The organism is Prevotella sp. CAG:592 (assembly GCF_000436015.1).
Lineage (GTDB): Bacteria > Bacteroidota > Bacteroidia > Bacteroidales > Bacteroidaceae > Prevotella > Prevotella pectinovora.
Map to the genome: position 1 here is coordinate 1 of NZ_FR892544.1, position 24,821 is coordinate 24,821.

19 protein-coding genes and 2 tRNA genes are annotated in these 24,821 nt (G+C 50.5%); 4 read left to right on the top strand and 17 right to left on the bottom strand.

What is annotated here, in order from left to right:
* Positions 1–163: 163 nt before the first annotated feature.
* From QVO99_RS03775 to QVO99_RS03805, 7 genes are all read right to left on the bottom strand, one after another.
* Positions 164–241 (bottom strand) — tRNA-Val (locus QVO99_RS03775).
* A gap of 45 nt (positions 242–286) precedes the next feature.
* Positions 287–364 (bottom strand) — tRNA-Val (locus tag QVO99_RS03780).
* Positions 365–1,203: 839 nt separating this feature from the next.
* The gene (locus QVO99_RS03785; protein WP_022316269.1) at positions 1,204–1,863 is read right to left on the bottom strand and encodes an FKBP-type peptidyl-prolyl cis-trans isomerase; all 660 of its coding nucleotides are present in this window, start codon (positions 1,861–1,863) and stop codon (positions 1,204–1,206) included.
* A 14-nt stretch (positions 1,864–1,877) separates the two neighbouring features.
* The gene (locus QVO99_RS03790; RefSeq protein WP_022316270.1) at positions 1,878–3,419 is read right to left on the bottom strand and encodes a glycine--tRNA ligase; all 1,542 of its coding nucleotides are present in this window, start codon (positions 3,417–3,419) and stop codon (positions 1,878–1,880) included.
* Positions 3,420–3,621: 202 nt separating this feature from the next.
* Positions 3,622–4,647: a S41 family peptidase gene (locus QVO99_RS03795; protein WP_022316271.1), complete on the bottom strand. Its 1,026-nt coding sequence runs from the start codon at positions 4,645–4,647 to the stop codon at positions 3,622–3,624.
* A complete protein-coding gene (locus QVO99_RS03800; protein ID WP_288176938.1) occupies positions 4,644–5,513 on the bottom strand; it encodes a DUF3316 domain-containing protein in 870 nt (289 codons plus the stop codon). Before QVO99_RS03800 ends, QVO99_RS03795 begins: the two co-directional genes overlap by 4 nt.
* A gap of 46 nt (positions 5,514–5,559) precedes the next feature.
* The gene (locus tag QVO99_RS03805; protein WP_022316273.1) at positions 5,560–8,388 is read right to left on the bottom strand and encodes a DNA gyrase/topoisomerase IV subunit A; all 2,829 of its coding nucleotides are present in this window, start codon (positions 8,386–8,388) and stop codon (positions 5,560–5,562) included.
* A gap of 378 nt (positions 8,389–8,766) precedes the next feature.
* Here QVO99_RS03805 and QVO99_RS03810 point away from each other — a divergent pair, with 378 nt between their 5' ends.
* A complete protein-coding gene (locus QVO99_RS03810; RefSeq protein WP_288176939.1) occupies positions 8,767–10,359 on the top strand; it encodes an ATP-binding protein in 1,593 nt (530 codons plus the stop codon).
* 214 nt (positions 10,360–10,573) lie between these two features.
* Complete coding sequence (locus QVO99_RS03815) at positions 10,574–11,980, top strand: C1 family peptidase (protein WP_022316275.1); 1,407 nt, start codon at positions 10,574–10,576, stop codon at positions 11,978–11,980.
* Between the two features lie 978 nt (positions 11,981–12,958).
* Here QVO99_RS03815 and QVO99_RS03820 read toward each other — a convergent pair.
* From QVO99_RS03820 to QVO99_RS03830, 3 genes are all read right to left on the bottom strand, one after another.
* Complete coding sequence (locus QVO99_RS03820; RefSeq protein ID WP_022316276.1) at positions 12,959–13,819, bottom strand: enoyl-ACP reductase FabI; 861 nt, start codon at positions 13,817–13,819, stop codon at positions 12,959–12,961.
* Between the two features lie 222 nt (positions 13,820–14,041).
* Positions 14,042–15,070, bottom strand: a complete 1,029-nt coding sequence (locus QVO99_RS03825; RefSeq protein WP_022316277.1) for a DUF4435 domain-containing protein — start codon at positions 15,068–15,070, stop codon at positions 14,042–14,044.
* Between the two features lie 19 nt (positions 15,071–15,089).
* On the bottom strand, positions 15,090–15,908 hold the full coding sequence (locus QVO99_RS03830; protein WP_022316278.1) for an AAA family ATPase: 819 nt from the start codon (positions 15,906–15,908) through the stop codon (positions 15,090–15,092).
* A gap of 96 nt (positions 15,909–16,004) precedes the next feature.
* Between QVO99_RS03830 and QVO99_RS03835 the strand changes: the two genes are divergently transcribed.
* Positions 16,005–16,961 (top strand): DMT family transporter, encoded by a 957-nt coding sequence (locus tag QVO99_RS03835; protein WP_022316279.1) that lies wholly within the window; start codon positions 16,005–16,007, stop codon positions 16,959–16,961.
* Positions 16,962–16,985: 24 nt separating this feature from the next.
* Complete coding sequence (locus tag QVO99_RS03840; RefSeq protein ID WP_022316280.1) at positions 16,986–18,422, top strand: MATE family efflux transporter; 1,437 nt, start codon at positions 16,986–16,988, stop codon at positions 18,420–18,422.
* Between the two features lie 1,114 nt (positions 18,423–19,536).
* On the opposite strand, the gene QVO99_RS03845 is transcribed toward QVO99_RS03840, so the two are convergent.
* The 7 genes from QVO99_RS03845 to QVO99_RS03875 form a co-directional block, all read right to left on the bottom strand.
* Positions 19,537–20,364, bottom strand: coding sequence for a tRNA threonylcarbamoyladenosine dehydratase (locus QVO99_RS03845; RefSeq protein ID WP_022316281.1), 828 nt, complete (start codon positions 20,362–20,364; stop codon positions 19,537–19,539).
* A 6-nt stretch (positions 20,365–20,370) separates the two neighbouring features.
* Complete coding sequence (folK, locus tag QVO99_RS03850; protein ID WP_022316282.1) at positions 20,371–20,778, bottom strand: 2-amino-4-hydroxy-6-hydroxymethyldihydropteridine diphosphokinase; 408 nt, start codon at positions 20,776–20,778, stop codon at positions 20,371–20,373.
* Positions 20,779–20,783: 5 nt separating this feature from the next.
* Positions 20,784–21,902: a tRNA preQ1(34) S-adenosylmethionine ribosyltransferase-isomerase QueA gene (queA, locus tag QVO99_RS03855; RefSeq protein ID WP_022316283.1), complete on the bottom strand. Its 1,119-nt coding sequence runs from the start codon at positions 21,900–21,902 to the stop codon at positions 20,784–20,786.
* 25 nt (positions 21,903–21,927) lie between these two features.
* Positions 21,928–22,644: a tRNA pseudouridine(55) synthase TruB gene (truB, locus tag QVO99_RS03860; protein WP_022316284.1), complete on the bottom strand. Its 717-nt coding sequence runs from the start codon at positions 22,642–22,644 to the stop codon at positions 21,928–21,930.
* 21 nt (positions 22,645–22,665) lie between these two features.
* Entirely contained in the window at positions 22,666–23,463 is a 798-nt protein-coding gene (locus QVO99_RS03865) for an undecaprenyl-diphosphate phosphatase (RefSeq protein ID WP_022316285.1), read from the bottom strand.
* A gap of 21 nt (positions 23,464–23,484) precedes the next feature.
* Positions 23,485–23,712: a DUF3098 domain-containing protein gene (locus tag QVO99_RS03870; RefSeq protein WP_022316286.1), complete on the bottom strand. Its 228-nt coding sequence runs from the start codon at positions 23,710–23,712 to the stop codon at positions 23,485–23,487.
* Between the two features lie 87 nt (positions 23,713–23,799).
* Positions 23,800–24,678 carry a cell division protein FtsX gene (locus QVO99_RS03875; protein ID WP_022316287.1) on the bottom strand — a complete coding sequence of 293 codons (879 nt, stop codon included), beginning with the start codon at positions 24,676–24,678 and terminating at the stop codon, positions 23,800–23,802.
* Positions 24,679–24,821: the final 143 nt, after the last annotated feature.

Below are 24,821 nucleotides of genomic sequence, written 5' to 3' on the forward strand. Positions count from 1 at the left end.
AAGCTTGCTTGATTGTTATGCTGAGATGCAGCTTATCTTATGCAAAGATACAAAATTCCGCGAATTACAAAGATAATTACACAAATGATTACAATGATAATTGTGGTTCAACGGATTTGGGATAAAAAAAACTCGCTATCGGATGGATAACGAGTCTTGCTTTTGGTGGGCGTTGACGGATTCGAACCGCCGACCCTCTGCTTGTAAGGCAGATGCTCTAAACCAGCTGAGCTAAACGCCCGATTGTTATGTATCTTGGAATCGGACCAAGGCTTGATGAAGAGTTTGGTGGGCGTTGACGGATTCGAACCGCCGACCCTCTGCTTGTAAGGCAGATGCTCTAAACCAGCTGAGCTAAACGCCCTTGCTCTCATTAAGCGGTTGCAAAGGTAAGGAGTTTATTTTAAACTTCCAAACTTTTCTTGATATTTTTTTCACTTTCATTAAAAAAAGATTGTTTCCCGCTGAAAAGAGATGTCTACAAGACCGCAACACCATATTATATTTTAATCCAAACGACCGTTAGGCCATTTATCCCAAATCGGTCGTTAGGGCTTGGACTTTAGGTTTCAGAATAGAGAACCGGCTCGGGGTTTAGCCACCAAAAGCGCTAAAGGAAAGCAATCGAGGTCAAGTAATCGAACTTCGCTCCTGGAATCCACGCCGCCATCCAGACCGGTGTCATGGTGACGCCCCATACGGAACTGTATTTCGAACCTTCAGCCACAATGTATACAAAGAATCTCGAAACATCCGTCTGCTGCAGTCCGATAAAGGTGGAACTGCGATTCAGCATCGGTACGAAATATCACTTCTAATACACGAACGATTTGTCCGGTATCACAGCGTGGCAAGTTCAGCTTGCCACGCTGATTCTGAAGACACAAACAGTATGACGACACAGATACTGGAGCACAAGCGGTCTGACGACGCTGATAATGGAAGCGCAAACAACCTAACGATGCTGATAATGGAAATACAAACGGTCTGACGCCGAAAATACAGAAAACGCAAACAGCCTAAGACAGAGAACATGTCAACTGTCTTAGGCTGTTATTATTTTGCCACAATCAGCCAGATATCAGGCTTGCCTGGGCTTTATCCCGAAATGGTCAGCCGGCCGCTTATTGTAGTAGCAGTATGACTGCTTGCAAGTAAGCCCTAATGACTGGTTTGGATTTGTTTCAGAAGAGTGGAACGTCCCTACTCCATTGTCCACAGAGAGGAAGCATGGTCTTTGGCGTTCTGATCGGGCACTACTGCTCCCGGATGATAATATCCGAGAAGCTTGATGTCCCATATCAGCACACTGTATGCCGGAATTCCATTGTAATCCGTTGTGCCATATCCCATTGTCCATGGCATATACACACGCCAGCGGTCTCCGATGTGCATGCGCTGCAATGCTGTGACATATCCGTCAACCAATATGTTTACCGCCCATTTCTTTGCCCGTGCCGTCAGCGGATTGTAGCTGTCGAAGTCTCCCTCGTAGCTCTTCTCGAAGAAATATCCATGCGGATGGCTTGTAGAAGGCAGCAGTTTACCTTGGTTATGCACGAGCACGGAGTCGGAGTATAGCGGACAACCGCTTCCGGTGCCCACCTCCTCTTTGTGCACCACGATATAGTTCGTGCGAGAGAGCGTAGTGTTGTTCTCGCTCATCGACCAGCAGCGTATGGTATCCCACATACCGTCTCTGTTCTCTATCGCCACATTGTAGATACTGTCGAAATAGGCAACGTTGCGTTTCTCCCAGTTGGGATATTCAATCAGTTCGTTGTCTGTCTCGCTACATGCCGTGACGAGTCCGAGTGCCATTCCGCACAGGATGGCTAAGGCGAAAAAATATTTGTTCTTCATCTATAATCGTTATATTACTGCAATTTCTTGAGCAGACTTGCAATGCTCACCTTGTCTTCGATGATGCTGTTGAGATCGTCGATGCTTACGCGCTCCTGCTCCATGGTGTCGCGGAAACGCAGCGTCACGCAGTTGTCCTTGAGTGTGTCGTAGTCAACAGTAACGCAGTATGGTGTTCCGATAGCATCCTGACGACGGTAGCGCTTGCCGATGGTGTCCTTCTCGTCGTACTGGCAGTTGAAATGGAACTTCAGGTTGTTGATGATTTCGCGAGCCTTCTCTGGCAGTCCGTCTTTCTTCACCAACGGCAATACAGCGAGTTTCACCGGAGCGAGTGCTGCCGGCAACTTGAGCACAACACGTGTCTCGCCGTTCTCCAGCTTCTCCTCCTCGTATGAGTGACACATGATAGAGAGGAACATACGGTCGACACCGATACTTGTCTCGATGTCATACGGAGTATAGCTCTCGTTTGTCTGTGGGTCGAAGTATTTGATTGAACGGCCGGAGAATTTCTCGTGCTGCTTCAGGTCATAGTCAGTACGGCTGTGGATACCCTCAACCTCCTTGAATCCAAACGGCATCTTGAACTCGATGTCGGTAGCTGCATTGGCATAGAAAGCGAGCTTCTCGTGGTCGTGGAAACGGTAATTGTCGGCTCCGAAGCCCAGTGCCTGATGCCATTTCATACGGAACTCCTTCCATTTCGAGAACCACTCCTTCTCTGTGCCCGGCTTCACGAAGAACTGCATCTCCATCTGCTCGAACTCTCTCATACGGAAAATGAACTGGCGTGCCACAATCTCGTTGCGGAATGCCTTTCCGATCTGTGCGATACCGAATGGAATCTTCATACGTCCGGTCTTCTGCACATTGAGATAGTTAACGAAGATACCCTGTGCTGTTTCAGGACGCAGATAAATCTTGCTTGCCGCATCAGAAGTGGAACCCATCTCTGTAGAGAACATGAGGTTGAACTGACGCACGTCGGTCCAGTTCTTTGTTCCGCTGATAGGGTCAACGATTTCCTCGTCAATGATAATCTGCTTCAGAGCCTCCAGGTTTGGTCCCTGCATTGCCTCTGTGTAGCGTGCATGAAGGTCGTCACGCTTCTTCTGATGCTCCAGCACGCGAGGGTTGGTCTCGCGGAACTTAGCCTCATCAAAGCTGTCGCCGAAGCGTTTGCGTGCCTTGGCGATTTCCTTTTCTATCTTCTCCTCATACTTGCCGATCTGGTCTTCGATGAGCACATCAGCACGATAGCGCTTCTTTGAGTCGCGGTTGTCGATTAGCGGGTCGTTGAAGGCGTCAACGTGTCCGCTGGCCTTCCATATCGTAGGGTGCATGAAGATTGCAGAGTCAATGCCCACGATGTTGTCGTGGAGCAACACCATGCTCTTCCACCAATATTCCTTGATGTTGTTCTTCAGTTCCACACCATTCTGTCCATAGTCATACACTGCTGCCAGTCCGTCGTAGATATCGCTGCTTGGGAACACGAATCCGTATTCCTTGCAGTGAGAGACGATTTTCTTGAAAACATCTTCTTGTGCCATAATCTTATATAGGTTTTATTTTCTTTTCTCAATTGTCAGCATCCTGACCGTCAAATGTCAGTATCCTGATTCTTAATTGCCTGTATTCTTATTGTCAATCGTCATTATTCTGACGAAATCATTTTGCAAAGTTACACTTTTTCCAACATTTACGTGCCGCATTCTCGTTAAATGTTATCAAAATGGGGTTTCAATGCCTGTTTCATTGCCTTGCCAGCATACGGGCAAATTCTATTATCGTGTCGATGCCGAGAGCCATGTCGGCATCGGAAATCTGCACATTGTAATCTGGTTCTATGCCGAATTCCGTGCTTTGCCTGTCGCGGTTGTACATGGGGCATGCACTGAACCTCACTCCCCACCCGTTTGGCAGTTCGCTGCTGAAAGGCATCCCTGCTCCGCCCCCCGTCTTGTCGCCGACAACGATGCATTGTGGAGCACATTTCATGTATTTCACGAATTCGTTTGCGGCACTGTATACAGAACGGTTTGTCAGCACAAACACTTTCTTCTGCCAACGCAGACGGCCTGACGGTTTCAGTCTCTGTTCTCTCATGGATGAGAAGTCGGAGTGTCCCGTTCCTGTCTTATGCTGCATATATCCCACAAGTGTCTCACTGTTGATGAACCGTGCAGCCAGACGCTCCGCCATAGTGAGTTGCCCTCCCCCATTGTTGCGGATGTCAATGACAAGGGCATTGCATGGAGCGAGATACATCAGCACGTCGTCAAGGTTGCCGTCGCCAATGGCTGCATCAAAAGATGAGCAGCGGATGTATCCCACGTTGTCGTCGAGACGGCGATAGCGCAGCGCCCCGGCTATACGATAATCGGTGGCGAGATAGCGGCGCTCCAGCGAGTCGCTGAAATTCTTGGGATAGTCTTCATGCCATCGCCAATAGCGTGCTGAATTGAAACTGGCATACATGTTGACATGTCCGTCACGCAGTTCGCCGAGCATGTTTCCCAACACTTCGAAGAGCTGCTCGTCGTTCATCCTGTCGTCAATCTGACGGGAATAGCGGTCGTGTACCTCATCCCAATCGAGACCGTATGCCTGCCGTTTATAGTCGAAAAAGCAGTATCTCTCATTCACAATCTTCCATAGCGCCTCAAAGTTTCCGCGTGGCGTGTCGCTCATCTCCTCCTCATCCACACACGACGGGAATGACACCGCCACGGAGAGCAGCATGGCGAGCAGCAACAATGCATGGGTTATCTTTCTCATGGCTGCAGTCTTGTTAGTCTGAACGTCCGCGTCATTCCGATGACGAACAGATGTGAGTAACTGTGATATTTCAGATTGTTCACCTTTGCCTGTCTGTAGTCGCCCATATATCCGAGGCGCAGAGTCGTCTTGGCAATGTTGAAGTCGAGAGAGAAGATGTGGCGCAGCGAGGGTGTGGCGATGAATGTCGTGGGCACTGCGTTGTGGTCGTAGTCGCCTTTTGAGAATATCTCATAATACGACTGTCCGTAGTTGGGACTGAACATCAGTCCGCAGAGCGGCACACTCACCTCATAGTTCAGCGTGAATGGTTTTCCCGCTACAGTGAACTTGTATGCAGCCATCGCCACTGGGGAGATGTCGAAGCTCAGACGAGCCTGTGCCGGATTGTTGCCGTTGCGGGTATTATAGAGGAATCCGATATTGGCATCCGCCATACCGCCGGCTCTGACGGTTAGTCTGTCGCCGAAGAGCGTCCATCGGCGCAGGAAACCATAGCAGAAATCGTAGGAACCAGCCATTTCGTTGGCATTGTCGGCACGGTTGCGGGAAAACGATGCCATGCCTTGATGCACGATGAGTCGGCGCCACTTCCGATGTTCGCTTCCGCGGACAGTCTGTGATATGTAACGAAGCTCCGTACCCGAATATTTCTCCGGCGAGAGATAGGTATCAAGGACGTTCACGCCTCCCACTCCCAGAAGTCTCGTGTTCGTTATCACCTTGCCTCTTGACCAGGCGACGCTGTCGTTGCTCTGGGCATGACACGACAGACCGCTTCCGCACAATGGCGGAAGCATAAGCGAGAGGACTGCCAGAAGCAATATCCTCTGCGGTTTCCTGACATACTGCCGTAGATGTTTCATTGTTGTGTATCGCAATTGGGAATCGGGTATAAGCCGTGTGTCATCGTCATTCATCGAAAAGACTCAGCTGCCCTGTTATCTCGTCTATTATCTGCTGTTTCGACTTGCCTGCATCCGGGTCGAGATTCTCCGAAGCCTTATTATCGGCTGTCCCGTCAGCATCTGCCGGCGGCACATCGCCGCCATCAGCAGGTTCAGACTCCTCCGGTTCGGCAGCCACAGGTTCCAGTTCTTCGATCTTTGCAAGTTCAAAGGTGGTGAGTCGTTTGCCTCTTGCCTTGTATCCCTTGACGAGGGCGAATTCGTTGACATCCAGTTCCAGCGTTCCTCTGAAAGCATCGTTGCCGCCAAATGTGAGAAGCAGATGTGGAGCCGGAGTGTCGGTCAGCAGCAGCAGTTCATTCTTCGGGTTCTCGCCGATATAGCTCTGCCTGCGTTTTGTCATCTCGAAAAGGAAACGCTTGATATATGGCGTTCCGCCCTGGTCGGCATCCCTCACCACGGCACACCACACCTTATGAGGAACGAATTTCTCTATCCTCATGATGTTGTCCTCGTAGTGGTTGTTGGCATCGAAATTGGTCATATAGTATTCTCCGCTCTTGAGCACCACGAGGATATGCTCGCCCTCGTTGAACTCGCCGAGCAGAGTGCCGTGGTCGTCGTAGTTGAGACGGTTCACGTCGGCGTCGAACCACACCTTCCTGCCACCCAGCGTACTGTGTCCGTGGCTCTTCAGCGAGATGCGGTGCACAGGGTATTTCGTCAGTATGTTTCCCATTGCCGTTCTGCTCTTCACGAGGATTTTCGAGAAATCCTTTTCTATGAATATGTTCTTGAGTTTCGGCGTCGGGTCGAGCGTCACTTTGATTATCTCTGCCTCACCGTTAGGATTGGCTGTGAAATAGTTCACTCTTGACCCTGGTTTGCCCTGCGTCAGGTCGTAGTCGCGATCGCGTGTCACGGTAGGCACATTAAAGCGCTTGATATAGTAGTTGCCCTGCTTTCCATCACGATACACCACATTATATATCGTGCGCTTGTCGTTCTTCTTGAACACGGCTACATGAATGATATTCTTGCCCACGAACACCTTGTCGGCAACTTTTATCACCTTGTATTTTCCGTCTTTATAGAAGATTATGATGTCATCGATGTCTGAACAGTTGCACACGAACTCGTCTTTCTTCAGACCAGTGCCCACAAAGCCTTCCTGGCGGTTGATATAGAGTTTCTCGTTCGCCTCCACCACTTTAGTCGCCTCGATGGTGTCGAAGTTGCGGATTTCGGTGAGACGGGGATGGTTCTTGCCGTATTTTTCCTTGAGGTATGTAAACCAGGCTGCCGTCACCTCCACCATGTTCGAGAGGTCGCGGTCGATGCTGTCTATCTCCGCCTTTATCTTCGCCATCAGCTCGTCGGCTTTGTCTTTGTTGAATTTCAGGATGCGCTGCATCTTGATTTCCATTAGGCGCAGGATGTCGTCCTTTGTCACCTCTCTGATCATCTGAGGATAGTATGGCGTGAGCCTTTCGTCTATATGTGCGCATGCAGCGTCCATGTCGGGAGCGTTCTCGAATTTCTTGTCCTTATATATGCGCTCCTCGATGAATATCTTTTCGAGCGACGCGAAGTGCAGCTGTTCGAGCAGCTCCGCCTTGCGTATCTCAAGTTCCTTGCGTATGAGTGTCTTTGTGCGCTCCACCGAACTGCGCAACACGTCGCTGACGGTGAGGAACTGTGGTTTGTCGTCCTCTATCACGCAGCAGTTTGGCGATATGTTCATCTCGCAGTCGGAGAAGGCGTATAGGGCGTCGAGTGTCTTGTCCGACGACACTCCCGGGGCGAGATGCACCTGTATCTCCACTTCGGCGGCTGTGTTGTCGTCCACTTTGCGCGCCTTTATCTTTCCCTTCTCGATTGCTTTCAGTATTGAGTCTATAAGCGTTGTAGTAGTCTTGCCGAACGGTATCTCGCGGACGACGAGGGTCTTGTTGTCGAGTTTCTCTATCTTTGCTCTCACCTTGAGCACTCCGCCTCGCTGTCCGTCATTGTATTTGCCCACGTCGATGCTGCCGCCAGTGGGGAAATCGGGATACAGCTGGAACGGCTCGCCATGGAGATAGCTCACGGCGGCATCGCAGATGTCGTTGAAGTTGTGGGGCAGTATCTTTGACGACAGTCCCACGGCGATTCCTTCTGCTCCCTGTGCCAGGAGGAGCGGGAACTTGGCAGGCAGAGTGATAGGTTCCTTGTTTCTGCCGTCGTAGGAGAGCTGCCAGTCGGTGGTCTTCTGGTTGAACACCACGTCGAGGGCAAACTTAGAGAGTCTCGCCTCTATATATCGCGGTGCGGCGGCACGGTCGCCGGTGAGGATATTTCCCCAGTTTCCCTGACAGTCAACGAGCAGGTCTTTCTGTCCGAGCTGCACCAGGGCGTCGCCGATAGAGGCGTCGCCGTGGGGATGGAACTGCATAGTGTGTCCCACGATGTTTGCCACCTTGTTGTAGCGTCCGTCGTCCATGCGCTTCATGGAGTGCAGGATACGTCGCTGCACGGGTTTGAGTCCGTCTTCGATATGCGGCACGGCTCTCTCCAGGATTACGTAAGAGGCGTAATCCAGAAACCAGTTCTTGTACATACCGCTCAGGTGATGTACGGCGGAGGCATCGAAGCGGTTCGTCGGCTTGTAGTCGGAATGCTCCGCAGGCTGGTCGTCGGCATCGTTGTCTGTCTGCCCATCGCTGCCCTCGCCAGCCGGCTGGTCCTCGCTGCCGGCTGCCATGGCTTCGCCGTCTCCGGGCATATCGCCGTCGTTGTTTCGGGTCAACTCATTGTCGTCTCTTGTCTCGTCATCTCTTGTCTCGTCGCTCATATATGTATTTTCTGATACCTGTGGTTTGTCATGACACCGCAAGCGTTAACCCCACTACCACATGGCGGGCAGCCCACACTTGCGAAACTCATGTCGTTTGTATTATCTCATTGTTCCATCTCCCGCCATCGGCAGGCTTCCACACTACGGCAGACTGCCTCAAATTGGCAAAAAGGAAAATTTCTTCAAAAGTACTGATTTTTCCCGACAATGGCAAATTTATTTTTCAAAAGCCCCATCACAGTGCCTTCAATCTTCCACATTCCCGACAAATCAATGATAATGAACTATTTTTCAATGCTTTTCATTGCTCTGTCGAATAATTGTCTTATATTTGCAATGCCTTACCGCCAGTGCCGCAGAGCGGCGAGCAAAACGATGAAAAACAAAGCTGTCATGACGGAGACAAACGAGAGAAAACTGCCTGTAGGAATACAGTCGTTCAAGAAAATCAGAGAAGAGGGCTACCTCTATGTTGACAAGACCGAAATGGTATGGAATCTTGCCAATAAGGGGGCGAGGTATGACTATCTGAGTCGTCCCAGACGATTCGGCAAGTCGGTGCTTGTCGATACTCTGCAATGCTATTTCGAAGGCAGGAAAGAACTGTTCGAGGGTCTGAAAATCATGGAGATAGAAAAGAACTGGACCTGCCACCCCGTGATACGCCTCGACATGAGCAACGGCAGCGACAACGCCAAAGACCTTGAGGCTTATCTCGACTTCGTGTTCTCAAAATACGAGAAGCTCTACGAAACGAAACTCCCCGACACGGCAAGTCTCACGGTGCGTTTCAGCAATATTATAGAAACGGCAAACAAGATGACGGGCAAACAGGTGGTGATTCTCATCGACGAATACGACTCTCCCCTTCAGCATTCGTGGAAGACTCCGGAACATGAGAATTGCACACGGGTATACCGCAGCGTGTTCTCTGTATTGAAGACTCTCGACGAGATTGAGCGCTTTGTCTTCATAACGGGCATAACGAAATTCACACAGATTTCACTGTTCTCGGTACTCAACAACTTGTCGAACATCAGTTTCGATGCTGAATATGCCGGCATTTGCGGCATCACGCAGCAGGAGCTTGCCGACAATTTCATGCCTGAAATCAACCAGATGGCTGAAGCCAACGGATGGACTACGGAGGAAACCTTGCGGCAGCTGAAGGCATATTATGACGGATATCATTTCTGCATCGACAATATGGTTGATGTATACAACCCATACAGTCTCGTACACGCTCTGTCGTCCAAGAGACTCCGGAGTTTCTGGGCATCTTCCGGTGCAACAACGATCCTCGCCAAGTTTGTCAACGACATGGAGATCAGGCTGAAAGACCTCGACCAATGCGCCATCATCAGCACCACAATAGAATCTTCCGACGTTACCGGTGGAGGAGCGGAGCTGTTCATGTATCAGTCGGGATACCTCACGATAAAAGGATACACCGGAGGCACATACATGCTCGGCATACCGAACCACGAGGTGAGACAGGCTCTCTACGAGATGGTTCTTCCTGCATTGGCGATGCGAAAAGGCAGCGACATACAGTCGGCACAGGCTTTCCTGAATCTTAACCTCTACAACGGCAACATGCCCGAGGCGATGAAACAGCTGAAGGCGCTCGTCGCCGATGTGCCATACAGCAACAAGAAGCTTGCGAGCATGGATATGGAAGAGCGCTACCGCCTCATCATAAGCACTATATTGAATGCCATCGGCATGAGGGTGGAAGTGGAGAAAATGATTTCTACAGGAAGGATTGACATCGTGGCTGAAAACAGTACATTTATATATGTAATGGAATTGAAACTCACGAAGAACGGAGGTGTCAACGCTGCCGAAAAGCAAATAACCGACAATCGTTACACCGAGCCGTTCAAAGCTGACAAACGCAAGACCATAGCCCTCGCCATCGAACTCGACGACCTGGGCAAGGGATTGCTGGAATGGAAACAACTTTGACAAATAAGGCAAAAAGGGAAAACACACGGCAAAGAAACCTGCCGCCCGACTGTCCACAAGTGCAATTCTACGAGAGTTCCGCCACAATAGGAGAAGCTGAGAACGACAGAAGAAGCATACGGGCGAAACGTTTCACCTGTTAACCGACAGCATATTGCAGACATGCAAAACACAGAATGACAAGAGAAAAACAATATAAACAGATAAAAGAAAAATGAACAAGAAAATTTTCCTCGCGGGCCTGATGCTCGCAGCAATGTCGATGAACGTATCGGCACAGAAGAAAGACGGCGGCATCTCGCAGCAGATGCTCCAGCAGATCAAGGGATCACAGTCGAAGGGTGCGGCAGACAAGGCTATCTTCAACGCCATCGCAGCCAACAACATCAACGACCTGGCAAAGAACTTCGCCAATGCAGGAGAGTTCGACACTCACTTCAGCGTGGAGACCAAGGCGCAGAGCATCATGAACCAGAAGCAGAGCGGAAGATGCTGGATGTTCAGCGGATTCAACGTGATCCGCGGTAACTTCGCACACGAGAGCGACTCGCTCAAGGTGGAGCTTTCACAGGACTACCTCTTCTTCTACGACCAGTTGGAGAAAGCTAACCTCTTCTTGCAGGGAGTGATCGACTGCGCCGGCAAGCCTATGGACGACACAAGAGTGCAGTTCTTCTTCAAGAACCCAATCAACGACGGCGGTACCTTCTGCGGTGTTGCCGACCTCACTGAGAAGTATGGCGTGGTGCCGACAAGCGTGATGCCGGAGACTTACTCTGCTGAGAACACCAGCAAGATGGCTGCTCTCGTATCTTCAAAACTGCGCGAATACGGACTGAAGCTGCGCAAGATGGTGGCTGAGAAGAAATCCAAGCAGGCTATCCAGACTGAGAAGACCAACATGCTCGGCACTATCTACCACATGCTGAAACTCACTCTCGGCGAGCCTGTGACAGAGTTCACATTCGCTTTCAAAGACAAGAACGGCAAGGCGCTGGAGGCCAAGAAATACACTCCTAAGTCGTTCTTCAAGGAACTGACCGGCAAGGAGACTCTCAACGGCACATTCATCATGGTAATGAACGACCCTCGCCGCGAATACTACAAGACTTACGAGGTGGACTTCGACCGCCACACATACGACGGACACAACTGGAAATATCTCAACCTGCCTATGGACGAGATTGCCAACCTCGCCATCGCATCTCTGAAGGACGGCAAGAAGATGTACAGCTCTTACGACGTGGGCAAGTTCCTCGACGGCAAGCGCGGATACAGCGACATCAACAACTTCGACTACGGTTCGCTCTTCTCTACAACATTCCCAATGAACAAGGCTGACCGCATCGCCACATTCGACAGCGGTTCTACACACGCCATGACTCTCGTGGCTGTCGACCTCGACGCTCAGGGCAAACCTACAAAGTGGAAGGTGGAGAACAGCTGGGGACCTGAGTGGGGACACAAGGGCTGTCTGATTATGACCAACGAGTGGTTCAACGAGTATATGTTCCGTCTCGTAGTGGACAGAAAATATGCTTCTGAGAAAATCCTGAAGCTCGCCGACCAGAAGCCTATAATGGTAATGCCAGAGGATCCTCTCTTCGGTGCAGACAACTAATACCCGCCACGTCCTTCTCTTGAAGACAAGGACCGGACGGCAAAAGAATGAGCAACCTGTCGCAATAGCGACGGCATACTCATGACCCAACCAACAGAATCGGAATATGTCAAACGTATCTGGCATATTCCGATTCTTGCTTTTTTGACAAGAATATCCATACCACATGCCCGGCACAAAGCCACAATTTATTTATTGACAGTAAACAAAATCACCTGTTTTTATTTATTAGCGGTAAATAAAATCATGCAAATACGACGAAAAGGACCACATCGTCGAAGACAAACTGTATATTGATGTAGTGCCTGTATGGAAGTGGCTGCTGACTGATTTCGTCTAAAAATAGGAAAAAACAAAATTTCGTCCAAAACTGTCAGATTGTCTGGTTTTACCTCATAATACACTGGCATACAGACAAATACAGACCTGACAATTGCTTTCAATTGTCTGGATGGTTTGCCAGCACGAAATTTTTCCATTTCTCATCAAATCATAACTAGTTATTATTTTTTTCGCCACTAAATAGCATCGTAGTGGATAAAAACCGGCTTTTTTATCCACTACAGCACAATTATTGGATAAAAAGCAGTATATTGCCATTATCAAAGAGCAAAGATACAAATCACCAAGCCACAATCATTGGAAAAGATAACAAAACTTCAGGAAATGGGCAGCACGCTTGCCCGAGTGGGGCAAGCAGCGTTCTCAACATGGGCAAGCACCTTTCCCCAAGTGGGCACGGGTGGTGCCCAAAACTGTGCCCAAAGTTTCCATGGAATGAAACTTGTATTTTAGTAATCAAAAGTCTGTATTTCAGCCTTTGAAAACAACTGGTATATACCAACAAACATAATGAAACACACCCCATCCTCAACTGGAATGCCAGAGAGAATGGGGTGTGTCGTATTTATCCAAAATCGGTCATTAGACCGCCTAATGACCGTTTGGGGATTATGAGGTTATGCTGATTGCAGCGGATTATCCGTAGATGATCTTGCCGTTCTCGTCGCGGTTCTCGTCGATGAACGACTTGTTGTACTGCGTCATGCCGCGTAGCGACATACCCATGCTTGAGAATCCTCCGTCGTGGAAGAGGGTCTGCATGGTGACTTTCCTGGTGAGGTCGGAGAACATCACTACGCAGTAGTCAGCACACTCGTCAGCGCTGGCGTTACCGAGTGGCGACATGCGGTCGGAGAAGTCGTAGAGTCCGTCGAAACCCTTGATGCCGCTGCCGGCAGTGGTGAAGGTAGGCGACTGTGAGATGGTGTTGATGCGCACGTGCTTCTCGCGGCCATAGATATATCCGAAGCTGCGGGCGATGGATTCGAGCAGCGACTTGGCGTCTGCCATGTCGTTGTAGCCGAAGAATGTGCGGTGTGAAGCCACGTATGTGAGGGCGAGCACGGAAGCACCTTCGCTCAGGGCGTCGAGCTTCTTGGCAGCCTGCAGCATCTTGTGGAATGATATAGCCGAGATGTCGAGAGTCTTGTTCAGGAAAGAGTAGTCGAGATCGTCGTATGTACGCTTCTTGCGCATGTTAACGCTCATGGCACAAGAGTGCAGCACGAAGTCAATCTTGCCTCCCATTGCCTCCTGGGCTTTCTCAAAGAGGTTTGTGAGATCCTCCACCGATGTCGCATCAGCAGGGATGATGGTAGCGTTGGTCTTCTTGGCGAGCTCGTCGATGGTACCCATGCGGCAAGCCACTGCCGTGTTTGTCAACACGATCTGAGCGCCTTCTTCTACGGCACGCTCTGCTACTTTCCACGCGATAGACGCGTCGTTCAATGCGCCGAAGATAATACCGCGCTTTCCTTTCAATAAATTAAAAGACATAATTTTCTATTGTTATGATTTGTTTGAAATTAATCCGATTCCGGCTTGCCGAGCCACCGCTTTTCCGGACGGAGCGACTCGTCTCCTATGCGCCTTATCGGTGTTTAAGCATACGGCAAATGCCGCTTAGTTTGCTGAAAAAACGGTGCAAAGGTATAATTTTCTGCACATAAACAAGGGATTATGTGCAGAAAAATGACTTTTTATTGTGTTTTTGAATGTTTAGAGTGCTTGTCTTTGCACATTCTCTTCATTGTGTGCACCTCCCAAGATGCGTTCCACGTCGGCAAGAATGCGTCTGAAGGGTTCGGAATCCATATATCCCATGTTCTTCTTCAGCATCTGCGTGATGTCTTGAATGCTGTTGGTGTAGCACGAGAGTTCGTTGCGCCGCTGGGTGTCGTGTACCGCCTGCCGACGTATCTCCCCTTCGCGCTCCTGCACGAGGATGTTGCACACGCGCCCCAGGATCGGTAGCACAATTTTGTTGAAGAGGTGATGACCCTGTATATACATATATGTGGTCTGCGGCGTGACGCCCATCCTGATGAGTTCGCTCTTCAGGGCGAGATACGACTCCTTGGCTTCAGGATGGCGCTGCTGCAGCTGTCTCACCTTGTTGTGCACCTTACGGCGCATGTTGTCGATGGAATACTGCGGGTTGTGGATGGAGAAGCCGCCGAGTTCCACGATGCGGTTGAGGTCGGTGATGGTGAACTGTCCGTATATGCTTCTGCGATAATGCCATATCGACCATACGAAGAGTGGGAATATCGCCTCGCTGAGCTGCCGCATGTAGTCTTCGAAGTCGAAGATGGAATGGTCGTTCAGGGTTACCATCACGCAGACGTTGTGTAGCGACGGCGCAAAACACTGGTAGCTCTCTATGGCATAGGCATAGGTATGGAGCACGTAGGGATTGGATATCACCGCACGCGAGGTTGGCGTGGCTCCGTTCATGAGATAGTCGTAGTCGGCATCCACACAGGCTATCATACACTCGCCGAGGCGGTCGCCGAGCTCATTCATGAGCACCGACTTCTTGCCTCGCTCCAGGGTGGTGTGCGAGGGGAGCATCACTTCGAAGTAGCGTGTGGAGTTTTCGTAGCGGCTGAGCACGGTGCGCCAGAAGAACACGTCGTCATAGCTCTCCACGTATGCCACGATGCGCTTGCGGGAGCGCTTGGAGTTGAGCCGGTTTGCCGCCTCGATATAGGCGGAAGTGAGGTTATGGGTAAGTCGCTTGTTCATAGAGCTTTCCTCCTGATGGTCAGTCCATGGTGATGTCACTGACTTCTGTCACGTTGTCCATCCAGCCGTTCATTATCACCGCCGGGGCGTGGGTTGAGAGGATAATCTGGACGTTGGGGTTCAGTTCCAGAATGATGTCAATGAGGCGCTGCTGCCAGTCCACATGCAGGCTCACCTCGGGTTCGTCCATGAAGAGCACGTATGGCTTCTGGTCTTCTATCAGCACCGTGAGCAGGATGACGAGCATCTGCTTCTCGCCGCTCGACAGCTGGTATGGCTGCAGGGTCTCGCCTATCTGCGTGAGGCATATCTCGTTTGCCGTGCGCACGATGGTCTTGCCGGTGTCGGCGAAGAGGTCGTCTACGAGGTCCTGGAATTTCTTCTTTGGCTCCGACAGTTTCTGGGCGCGCTCGGCGGCATCCGGTTCTCCGCTCTGCAGGGCAGCGATGATGCGGTTGCCGATGTTCACCTGATAGTCGAGATATTTGCGCTGCAGCACGTACAACTGCCAGTCGAGCTCGGTGACGAGGCTGATGCCCACCTTGCTGAGCAGTTCCTGGTTGACCATAGGATTGTCGAACGAACGGATGATGTCGAAGCGTATCCATTTGGCATCCTCGGGACTCACCTTGAGATGCACGCCTTTGAGGAGATGGCTCGGAAACTCTCCGCCTGCAGAGAGTCCTTTCACCACCTTGTTTATAATGGTGCTCTTGCCCACGCCGTTGACTCCACTCAATATGTTCACCCTTCTGTCGAGATTCCATATCACGTGCTTTCTGCCGCTCCAAAGGGAGTCTATCTCTATCTGACGTATGTAATCCGCGTATTTCTGCATAGCAAACTATTTTAATGATTTATCAATTACAAATATAAGGTTTTCTATCATAATTAAGTACCTTTGCAGCCGCAATTTAACGATATTAAGGAAAAAATGAACAATTTACGCAACAATAGCCGTGTCTTGATTGCCCACCTGAGCATCTTCCTTGCTTGTGCTTTCTGGGGACTGATGGCACCGCTCGGCAAGGATGCCATGACGCATGGTGTGACGGGACTCGACATGGTGTCGTTCCGTGTGGCAGGAGGAGCAGTCCTGTTCTGGATAACATCACTATTCACTACACGTGAGCACGTGCCGACAAAAGACAAGTTGATGTTCATAGCAGCCGGAATCTTCGGCCTCGTGACCAACCAATGCTGCTATACCGTGGGACTGAGCATCACGTCGCCCATCAACTCCAGCGTGGTGACCACCTCGATGCCTATCTTCGCCATGATTCTCTCGGCGATAATACTGAAGGAGCCTATCACCGGAAAGAAGGCTCTGGGAGTGTTGTTCGGATGCACGGGAGCCGTGGCACTGGTGATGTCGAGCGCCGCGGCTACGAGCGACAAGGTGGGCGACCTGCGTGGCGACCTGCTCTGCATGGCGGCACAGCTGTCGTTTGCCCTCTATCTGGCGCTCTTCAGCAAGCTGGTGAGGAAATACTCGGTGATAACGGTGAACAAATGGATGTTCACATGGGCTGCACTCATCATCCTGCCGTTCACCATGCCACACGTGGCAAGCATAGACTTCGGCAGCGTGCCGGCGAAGACATTGTGGGAATCGGCATTCGTGGTGGTTTTCGGAACGTATCTCGGATACATCCTCATGATGATAGGACAGAGCACGCTGCGCCCTACGGTGGTGGGAGTGTACAACTATGTGCAGCCTGCCGTGTCGGTGACGGTCAGCATACTGACCGGCATGGGTGTGATGACGCTGCAGAAGGGCATCGCCATATTGCTCGTATGTCTGGGTGTGTGGCTCGTGATAAAGAGCAAGTCGAAACGCGACATGGAAAGAGAAAAGAACGAGAAAGGAAACGAACGGGAAGACAAATAGGAACTTGTCAACTAAGATATCAATATGTCACAAAAGAACGCTAAAGAGAACAAGTTGCTGGCGATGATCCGCAACGGACAGGAGATGACCGACGGCGACAAGCTGCGCCTCATCGTGCAGCTCAGCATACCGTCGATACTGTCTCAGATGTCGTCGATACTCATGTTCTTCATCGACGCTTCAATGGTGGGTTCGCTCGGAGCGAAGGCTTCGGCGGCAATAGGACTGATAGAGACCACTACATGGCTGTTCGGCGGACTGGCATCGGCGGCGATAATGGGATTCTCGGTGCAGGCGGCACATTTCATAGGTGCCAACGATGAGAAGAAGACGCGACAGGTGTTCCGTCTGGGACTGATGGCGATGACCGTCATGTCGCTGCTGTTCATGGCATTAGGAGCGGCAATAGCAAAGCCTCTGCCCTACTGGCTCGGAGGCGGAAGCGACATCGCTCCGCTGTCGACAAGCTATTTCCTGGTCTACAGCACCGCCCTACCTATATATATGGTGGGCATGATGGCGTCGGCAATGCTGAAAAGCTCGGGCAACATGAAGATACCGAGCATGATGAGCGTATTGATGTGTCTGCTCGACGTGATGTTCAATTTCATCGCCATATTCCCGACGAGAGACATCACGATACTGGGAACGACGATACACATGCCCGGACTGGGACTCGGACTGACGGGTGCCGCCGTGGGAACGGCATTGGCGTTTCTCGTCACCGGACTGATTCTGATATGGATTGCCGTGAGGAAGGCTCCGATAATATCGCTCAAAGGGGAGAGATGGATATGGAGACCATGCCGCGGATATATCAAGAATGCCATAAGAATAAGTTTTCCGATGGCGATACAGTATATGCTGATGAGCGGCGCACAGATAGTGAGCACCATGATCGTGGCGCCGCTTGGCAACTTTGCCATCGCCGCCAACACCTTCGCCATCACGGCAGAGAGCCTGTGCTACATGCCGGGATATGGCATCGGCGAGGCTGCCACTACGCTGATAGGACAGAGCATGGGAGCGCAGCGACACGACCTGACGAAGCGGTTCGCATATATGACGCTGGCTCTGGGAATGATGATAATGGCGGTGATGGGAGCTATAATGTATTGCTTTGCACCAGAAATGATAGGCATCATGACACCGGTGACGGAAATCAGAGTGCTCGGCATCGGAGCGCTGCGCATAGAGGCTTTTGCCGAACCGATGTTCGCCGCAGCTATCGTGGGCAACTGCATCTGCATAGGAGCCGGCGACACGAAGATTCCGTCGGTGATGAACTTCGGCAGCATGTGGCTCATACGCCTCTCGCTCGCTGCTTATCTGGCACCGAAATACGGACTGGCTGGCGTGTGGTCGGCAATGGCGATAGAACTGACGTTCCGCGGAATCATCTTCCTCATTCGCATCTACAGGGGGAAATGGATGAACCACAAGGTGAGCGTAGACAAGTAAGCCTCTGTCTGGCATGTAATCGTTTACGTATGATTTAAGGCGGAAAGCGATACAACATCCACCTTTATTTCATATTTTTGCATCGACATAGACAGGTAAAAAGGACAAAGGATAACAAAAACATAAAATAGGGAGCCGGCATGACTACATGCTGTCTTCCTATTTTTAGTTTAACCCACATCGGGACATTAGGGCTTGCTTGGATATTGTTTTTTTTAGAAGAGTGATTTTGTTTGTCTTTTAACCCAATGAACACAACAGGAAAAAAGAAGAAATCGTTTGCATTTGTGTGCGATAACAAAAATACTTTGATTTACATCAAGATATTATGGAAAAGTATGTTATTTAGCATGTTTTTGTTTGTTTTGTGCGCAAACAATACTATCTTTGCAACGTCAAAACAAACAAGGAGGCACACAAGAAGACCTCCACAACGCCAATAGAAGAAATAACAAACAGATAGGTTATTAGAGGTAAGAGGTAAAAAGATTGAAGATAGGTTATTAGAAAGGTAAAAGACAAAGATTGAAGTAAGGATAACAAAGACGCAGAGATGACCAGAAAGGTATTAGAAACAAGGAAACGATAGTTTTTCAGGTAATGAAGATTGAGGATAACAAAGTTGGTCATTGATGATAATAAAGATAAGGATAACAGAAAGACCATAGAAATATTAGGTAATGAAAGATTGTGAAATAGGTAATTAGTGGTAAAGGATTGTTTAAAGCCGCTCGACGGCAAGGATAACGAAGAAGATAGGTATGATTCCCCCGCTATGAAAAGCGGTGGGAAAAAGGATTAAGGTAAAGATAAAAGATTGTTTTTCAAGGATTGAATGATGCCCAAGGGGATTGAAAACGATTATTAGTTAGGTTATTATAGATTTAGGTAAGATTAGTTGTTTGATTTTAGTTAGTCACACCTGTTTGCTGTAAATACAGCAACAGGCACGTGGGTAACGGTCAAAAAAGAAAGAAAAGAAAGTGAATGTCAGTAATGTTATACAAAATACAGAAGCCACCCAAACGGGTGGCTTTTTCGTTTTTATCCCCCTGGGGGGAAATTAGAATCTGACACGCTAATGTTCACGCAAAGGCGAAGATACCAAGACCTATCATTCCGCGTCTTTTGCCTCGGCAAGTCCCTTCTGATAGAGGTCGTTTACTACGAGGCTGGCGAGGGTAAAACCGAAAATCGCCGTGATATGTGCCGCAGTACCGTTTATCTGCGCTTTGGAATTGTTCCAGTTATGGTCGGCAAGCGCAGGGTCGCCGGACACCTCCTCTTTGTTGGAGCATACACACTGGTCTGTACCGCAGGTGAAGCTGGTGCCGAGATTATGCAGGAGCTCATCGCTGTATACACATTTGAACTTATGTGCCGGACGCACCTTCATCTTGCGGAACTTGTTTCTCAACGCACGTGCCAACGGACAGCCTTTCACCTTCCAGAATTCGGCAACGGCAATCTTGCTCGCATCCATCTTCAGTGCTGCTCCCATAGAGGAGAGAAGCACCGAATCGGTCTTGCAAGCCTCCAGAATCAGCAATGCCTTGTCTTTCAGACTGTCGATGGCGTCGATGATATAGTCGTAGCTGCCGATATTGAAAGAGCCGGCAGTGGTATCGTCGTAGATTTTCTGCAGGGCAACGATTTCTGCCGTAGGGTTTATCTCCAGCAGTCGTTCCTTGAGCACCTCAACCTTCACCCGTCCGATGGTCTTGGTGGTTGCCATGAGCTGGCGGTTCACGTTGGTTATGCACACCCTGTCGGAGTCGACGATGGTGAGATGTCTGACTCCAGACCTCACAAGACTCTCGGCACACCAACTGCCCACTCCGCCTACGCCGAAGATTATCACCCGTGCCTCAGCGGTTTTCTGCATCACACGCTCGCCGACGAGCAGTTCCATTCTCTTGAATATACCTTTTTCTATACCCATTTCTTGTTATTCCTCCATTATTTCATTGAGTGGCGTCATCACGAAGTCTCTCTCGTGCATCAGCGGATGCGGTATCTTCAGGTCGGGTTCATCGATATGCAGGTTGCCATAGAGCAGTATGTCGATGTCGATTATGCGGTCGTGGTATTCACCGCCGCCGGATTTCAGCGTGCGCCCCATCTCCCTCTCTATGCGCTGTGTCACTTCGAGCAGCCGGCGGGGTGAGAGCTGTGTGTCCACACATACGGCAGCGTTGACGAAGCGGTTGTCTGACCTGAAGCCCCAAGGCTCCGTTTCATAAAGAGCTGACTGGCGCACTACGTCGCCAACCAGCTCTCCGATATTTTTTATTGCCTCGGCGATGTTCTTGCGTTTGTCGCCGAGGTTTGTTCCCAAAGAAAGATATGCTATCATCTGCGTCAGTCGTTCAAAATCAGCATGGCGTCACCATAGCATCCGAACTTGTAGCCGTTTTCCACTGCCTTCTTGTATGCCTCCATTATCAGTTCGTATCCTCCGAAAGCGCATGTTGCCATGAGCAGCGGCGACATCGGCTGATAGAAGTTGGCAATCATAGTGTCGGCGAGTCCGCATTCGTATGGAGGGAAGATGAACTTGTTTGTCCATCCCTCATATTCCTTCAGCATCTTGTCTGTGCCGATGGCGGTCTCTGTAGCCTTGAGCACACTTGTACCCACGGCGCATACATGTCTGCCATTGCGCTTTGCCTCGTTCACCACGCTGCATGCCTCGGCTCCGATGTGCATCTGCTCGGAGTCCATCTTGTGTTTGGTGAGGTCTTCCACCTCTATGCTATGGAAGTTGCCGAGTGCGCAGTGCAGGGTGATGAATGCGAAGTTCACGCCCTTGATTTCCATCCTCTTCATCAGCTCACGGCTGAAATGCAGTCCGCTTGCCGGTGCTGTGACAGCTCCCTCATTCTTTGCGAATATACACTGGAATCTGTCCAGGTCTTCGTCGGTGGCTTTTCTCCTGTCCACGATATAGTGTGGCAGCGGAGCCTCACCGAGCGCGAAGAGGTCGCGTTTGAACTCATCGTGTGGTGCATCGTAGAGGAATCGCAGTGTGCGTCCACGGCTTGTGGTATTGTCGATCACCTCTGCCACCATCGAACTGCTCTCGTCGAAGAAAAGCTTGTTGCCTATTCTTATCTTTCTTGCCGGCTCCACGAGCACGTCCCACAGGCGCATCTCCTCGTTTAGCTCACGCAGCAAGAACACTTCAATCTTTGCCTCTGTCTTCTCCTTCGTGCCGTAGAGACGTGCCGGGAAGACTTTCGTGTCGTTGAATATGAATGCGTCGTGCTCATCAAAATAGTCGAGCACGTTGCGGAAGTCCATGTACACGGGGTTGCCGTCTGCATCCTTCAGCTCATGTCCCTTATCGTCTTTCTGAAACATGTCGATGGTGCCCGACTTGCGGTGTACCACCATCAGCCTGCACTCGTCGCGATGGTATGACGGTTCAAGTGCGATAAGCTCCTCTGGAAGTTTAAATTTGAATTGCGATAGTTTCATATTCTTGCTTTACCTTTATATATTTTCAATTTTCTTCTGTGTTCTCCTCTATGTCCTGCTCAGCGAGCCACTGCGGAAAGTCATCCAGCGTGATGCAGTCTTCCACTCTCACGTCGCCCACCCTTGTGCGCCGCAGGGCTGTGAGATAGGCTCCGCTGCCGAGAGCTTCTCCGATGTCGCGTGCCAGGGCGCGGATATATGTCCCCTTGCCGCATACCACTCTGACAGACAGCTGCATTGCCTCTTCGTCGAAGTGGGTCATCTCTATCTCGTCCACTCGCAGGGTCTTGGCCTTGAGCGGCACGTCTTGGCCTTCGCGCATGAGCTTGTAGGCGCGGTCTCCGTTTATCTTGCATGCCGAATATGCCGGCGGCACCTGCTGTATCTCTCCCACGAACTTTGGCAGCGTCTCCTCTATCAGTTCACGTGTGATGTGCGCCGTGGGATAGGTGTGGTCAACGGTGTGCTCCATGTCGAAACTTGGCGTCGTGGCACCGAGCTGCAGCGTGGCGGTATATTCCTTGGTGTGCGCCTGCAGTTCATCGATGCGCTTGGTAGCCTTGCCAGTGCATAGGATGAGGACTCCGGTGGCAAGCGGATCGAGTGTGCCGGCATGTCCGGTCTTCACCCTCTTCACTCCCATCCTCTTTGAAATCAAAAAACGGATGTGGGCAAGTGCCCCGAAGCTCGACATGCGGTATGGCTTGTCGATGCAGATTATCTCTCCTTTGTTGAAGTTCATCTGTATGTCTGTTCTTTTCTGTTATGCAAATGAGCAGATTATGGTCACCGCACCGGCGATGGCGCAATATATTCCGAAATATACGAGCTTGCCTTTCTTCACGATGTTTATCATCCACTTGCAGGCGAAGCATCCGGATATGAATGCAGCGCAGAAGCCCACCACGAGTGGCAGTGTGTCTACTCCGCCGAAGGCCTGCTCGCCTTTGAGTCCCTTGAGCAGGTCGAGCAATGCCTCACCGAGGATTGGAGGAATGACCATGAGGAAGGAGAACTGTGCCAGCTTCTCTTTCTTGTTGCCGAGCAGCAGTCCTGTAGCTATGGTACTGCCGGAGCGTGAGAGTCCCGGCATCACTGCCACTGCCTGTGCGAGACCGATGATGAAGGCATCTTTAAGGCTGATTTTCTCTTTCTGGCGTGGTTTGGCGTAGTATGAGAATATCAGCAGCAATGCTGTTACGAGCAACATGCAGCCCACGATGAGGAGTCCGGAACCGAATATCTCCTCCACGGTGTCTTTGAAGAACACGCCCACGATGCCGACCGGTATCATTGAGATGAGGATATTGAGGAAATATTTCGTCTCTTCGTTCATCTTGAACTTGAACACGCCCTTCACGATCCAGTCAATCTCCTTCCACAGTATCACGAGGGTGCTGAGCACCGTTGCCACATGCACCATTACAGTGAATGCGAGATTGTCTTCACCGTTCACTCCGAAGAGTGTGGCGCTGATAGCCAGATGGCCGCTGCTGCTCACAGGCAGGTATTCCGTCAGTCCCTGCACGAGACCGAGGATCAATGCTTCAAACCAATTCATTTCTATTCCTTATGTTATGCCTTAATCGTCTTTAGGTTTTCTCATCACTCCGTATATCATCGACACGAAACCGATGAAGCATACTATAGGCGCTACGGTAGTGTGCATAGTGTTGAATATCTCGGGGTCGAACTTTTCTTCGGTCGAACCGCCGCCGCTCATCAATATGAAGCCGACTATCACTATCAGCATGCTGATGCCGATAAGCATGAAGTTCACGCGGTCAAATGCAAAATTTCTCTTGTCCATTATTATGTAACGTTTTTAATGTATGTCTTATTTAATCCCGACAAGGGCCGGGAAGTGGCGCTTAAGGCTGGAGCCAGCCAAGGGGCCTTAAATCTTGTAGAGGTCTCCGGCTTTCATCCTCAGGAACTTGTTCACCGAGAGCCATGAGCAGAAGAGCGTGATGAGCAGTCCGAAGAGCAGCACCGACACTCCCGTAATCGCCATCACCTGCCATGTGAGCACCACGAGCACATCGGGCTCATACATATACAGGGCATACACTCCACCGGCAAGCACCGCATCGGCGAGCACCGCGGCGAGCAGTCCCTGCCACATGGCGTTTCTGACGAACGGCCAGCGTATGAATCCCCATGACGCTCCCACGAGTTTCATCGTGTTGATCAGAAAACGGCGGGCATACATGGCGAGGCGCACGGTGTTGTTTATCAGCGAGAACGACACAAAGGAGAGCAGTACGGCAAGCACCAGCAGCACCAGGTTGATGCGCTGCAGATTGTCGTTCACACTGTCCATGAGGTCTTGCGGATAAGTGATGTCGGTCACTTTGCTGTCAGCCTTAAGATTCTTGGTAATCCATTTCAGCGAGTCCTTATTGGCATAATCCGCCTTGAGCTGCAGCTCCATGGAACCGACAAAGGGGTTCTCACCGATAAACTCGCTCGGGTCTGTGCCCATGGCGGCAGTCTGCTCCTTCAGCACCTGTTCCTTGCTGACGTAGGTCACACGGTGTACATAGGGCAGCTTCTGCAGGGCAACGGTCATCTGCCTTGCCTGCGGATCGGTGACTTCCTCGCTCAGCACCATCGTCACAGTGAGGTTCTCCTTCACATAAGAGGAGAGATTCTGCGCCGTAAGCACGGAGGTTACCACCATTCCCAATAAAATCAGTACCATTGCGGTACTTATACATAGCGTTATCGCCTGCAGACCAATGCGTCTGCCGGACTTTCTTCTTTTCTTGCTCATTTCACAATTTGGCTATATAACCTGAATTCGCTGCAAAGATAACCATTTTAGAGAGAAACAAGAAATTTTTCTTGTATAATATCACATTGAACGGCCTAATGACCGATTCGGGTTGAAATTGGGCACGGTGCTTGCCCAACTGG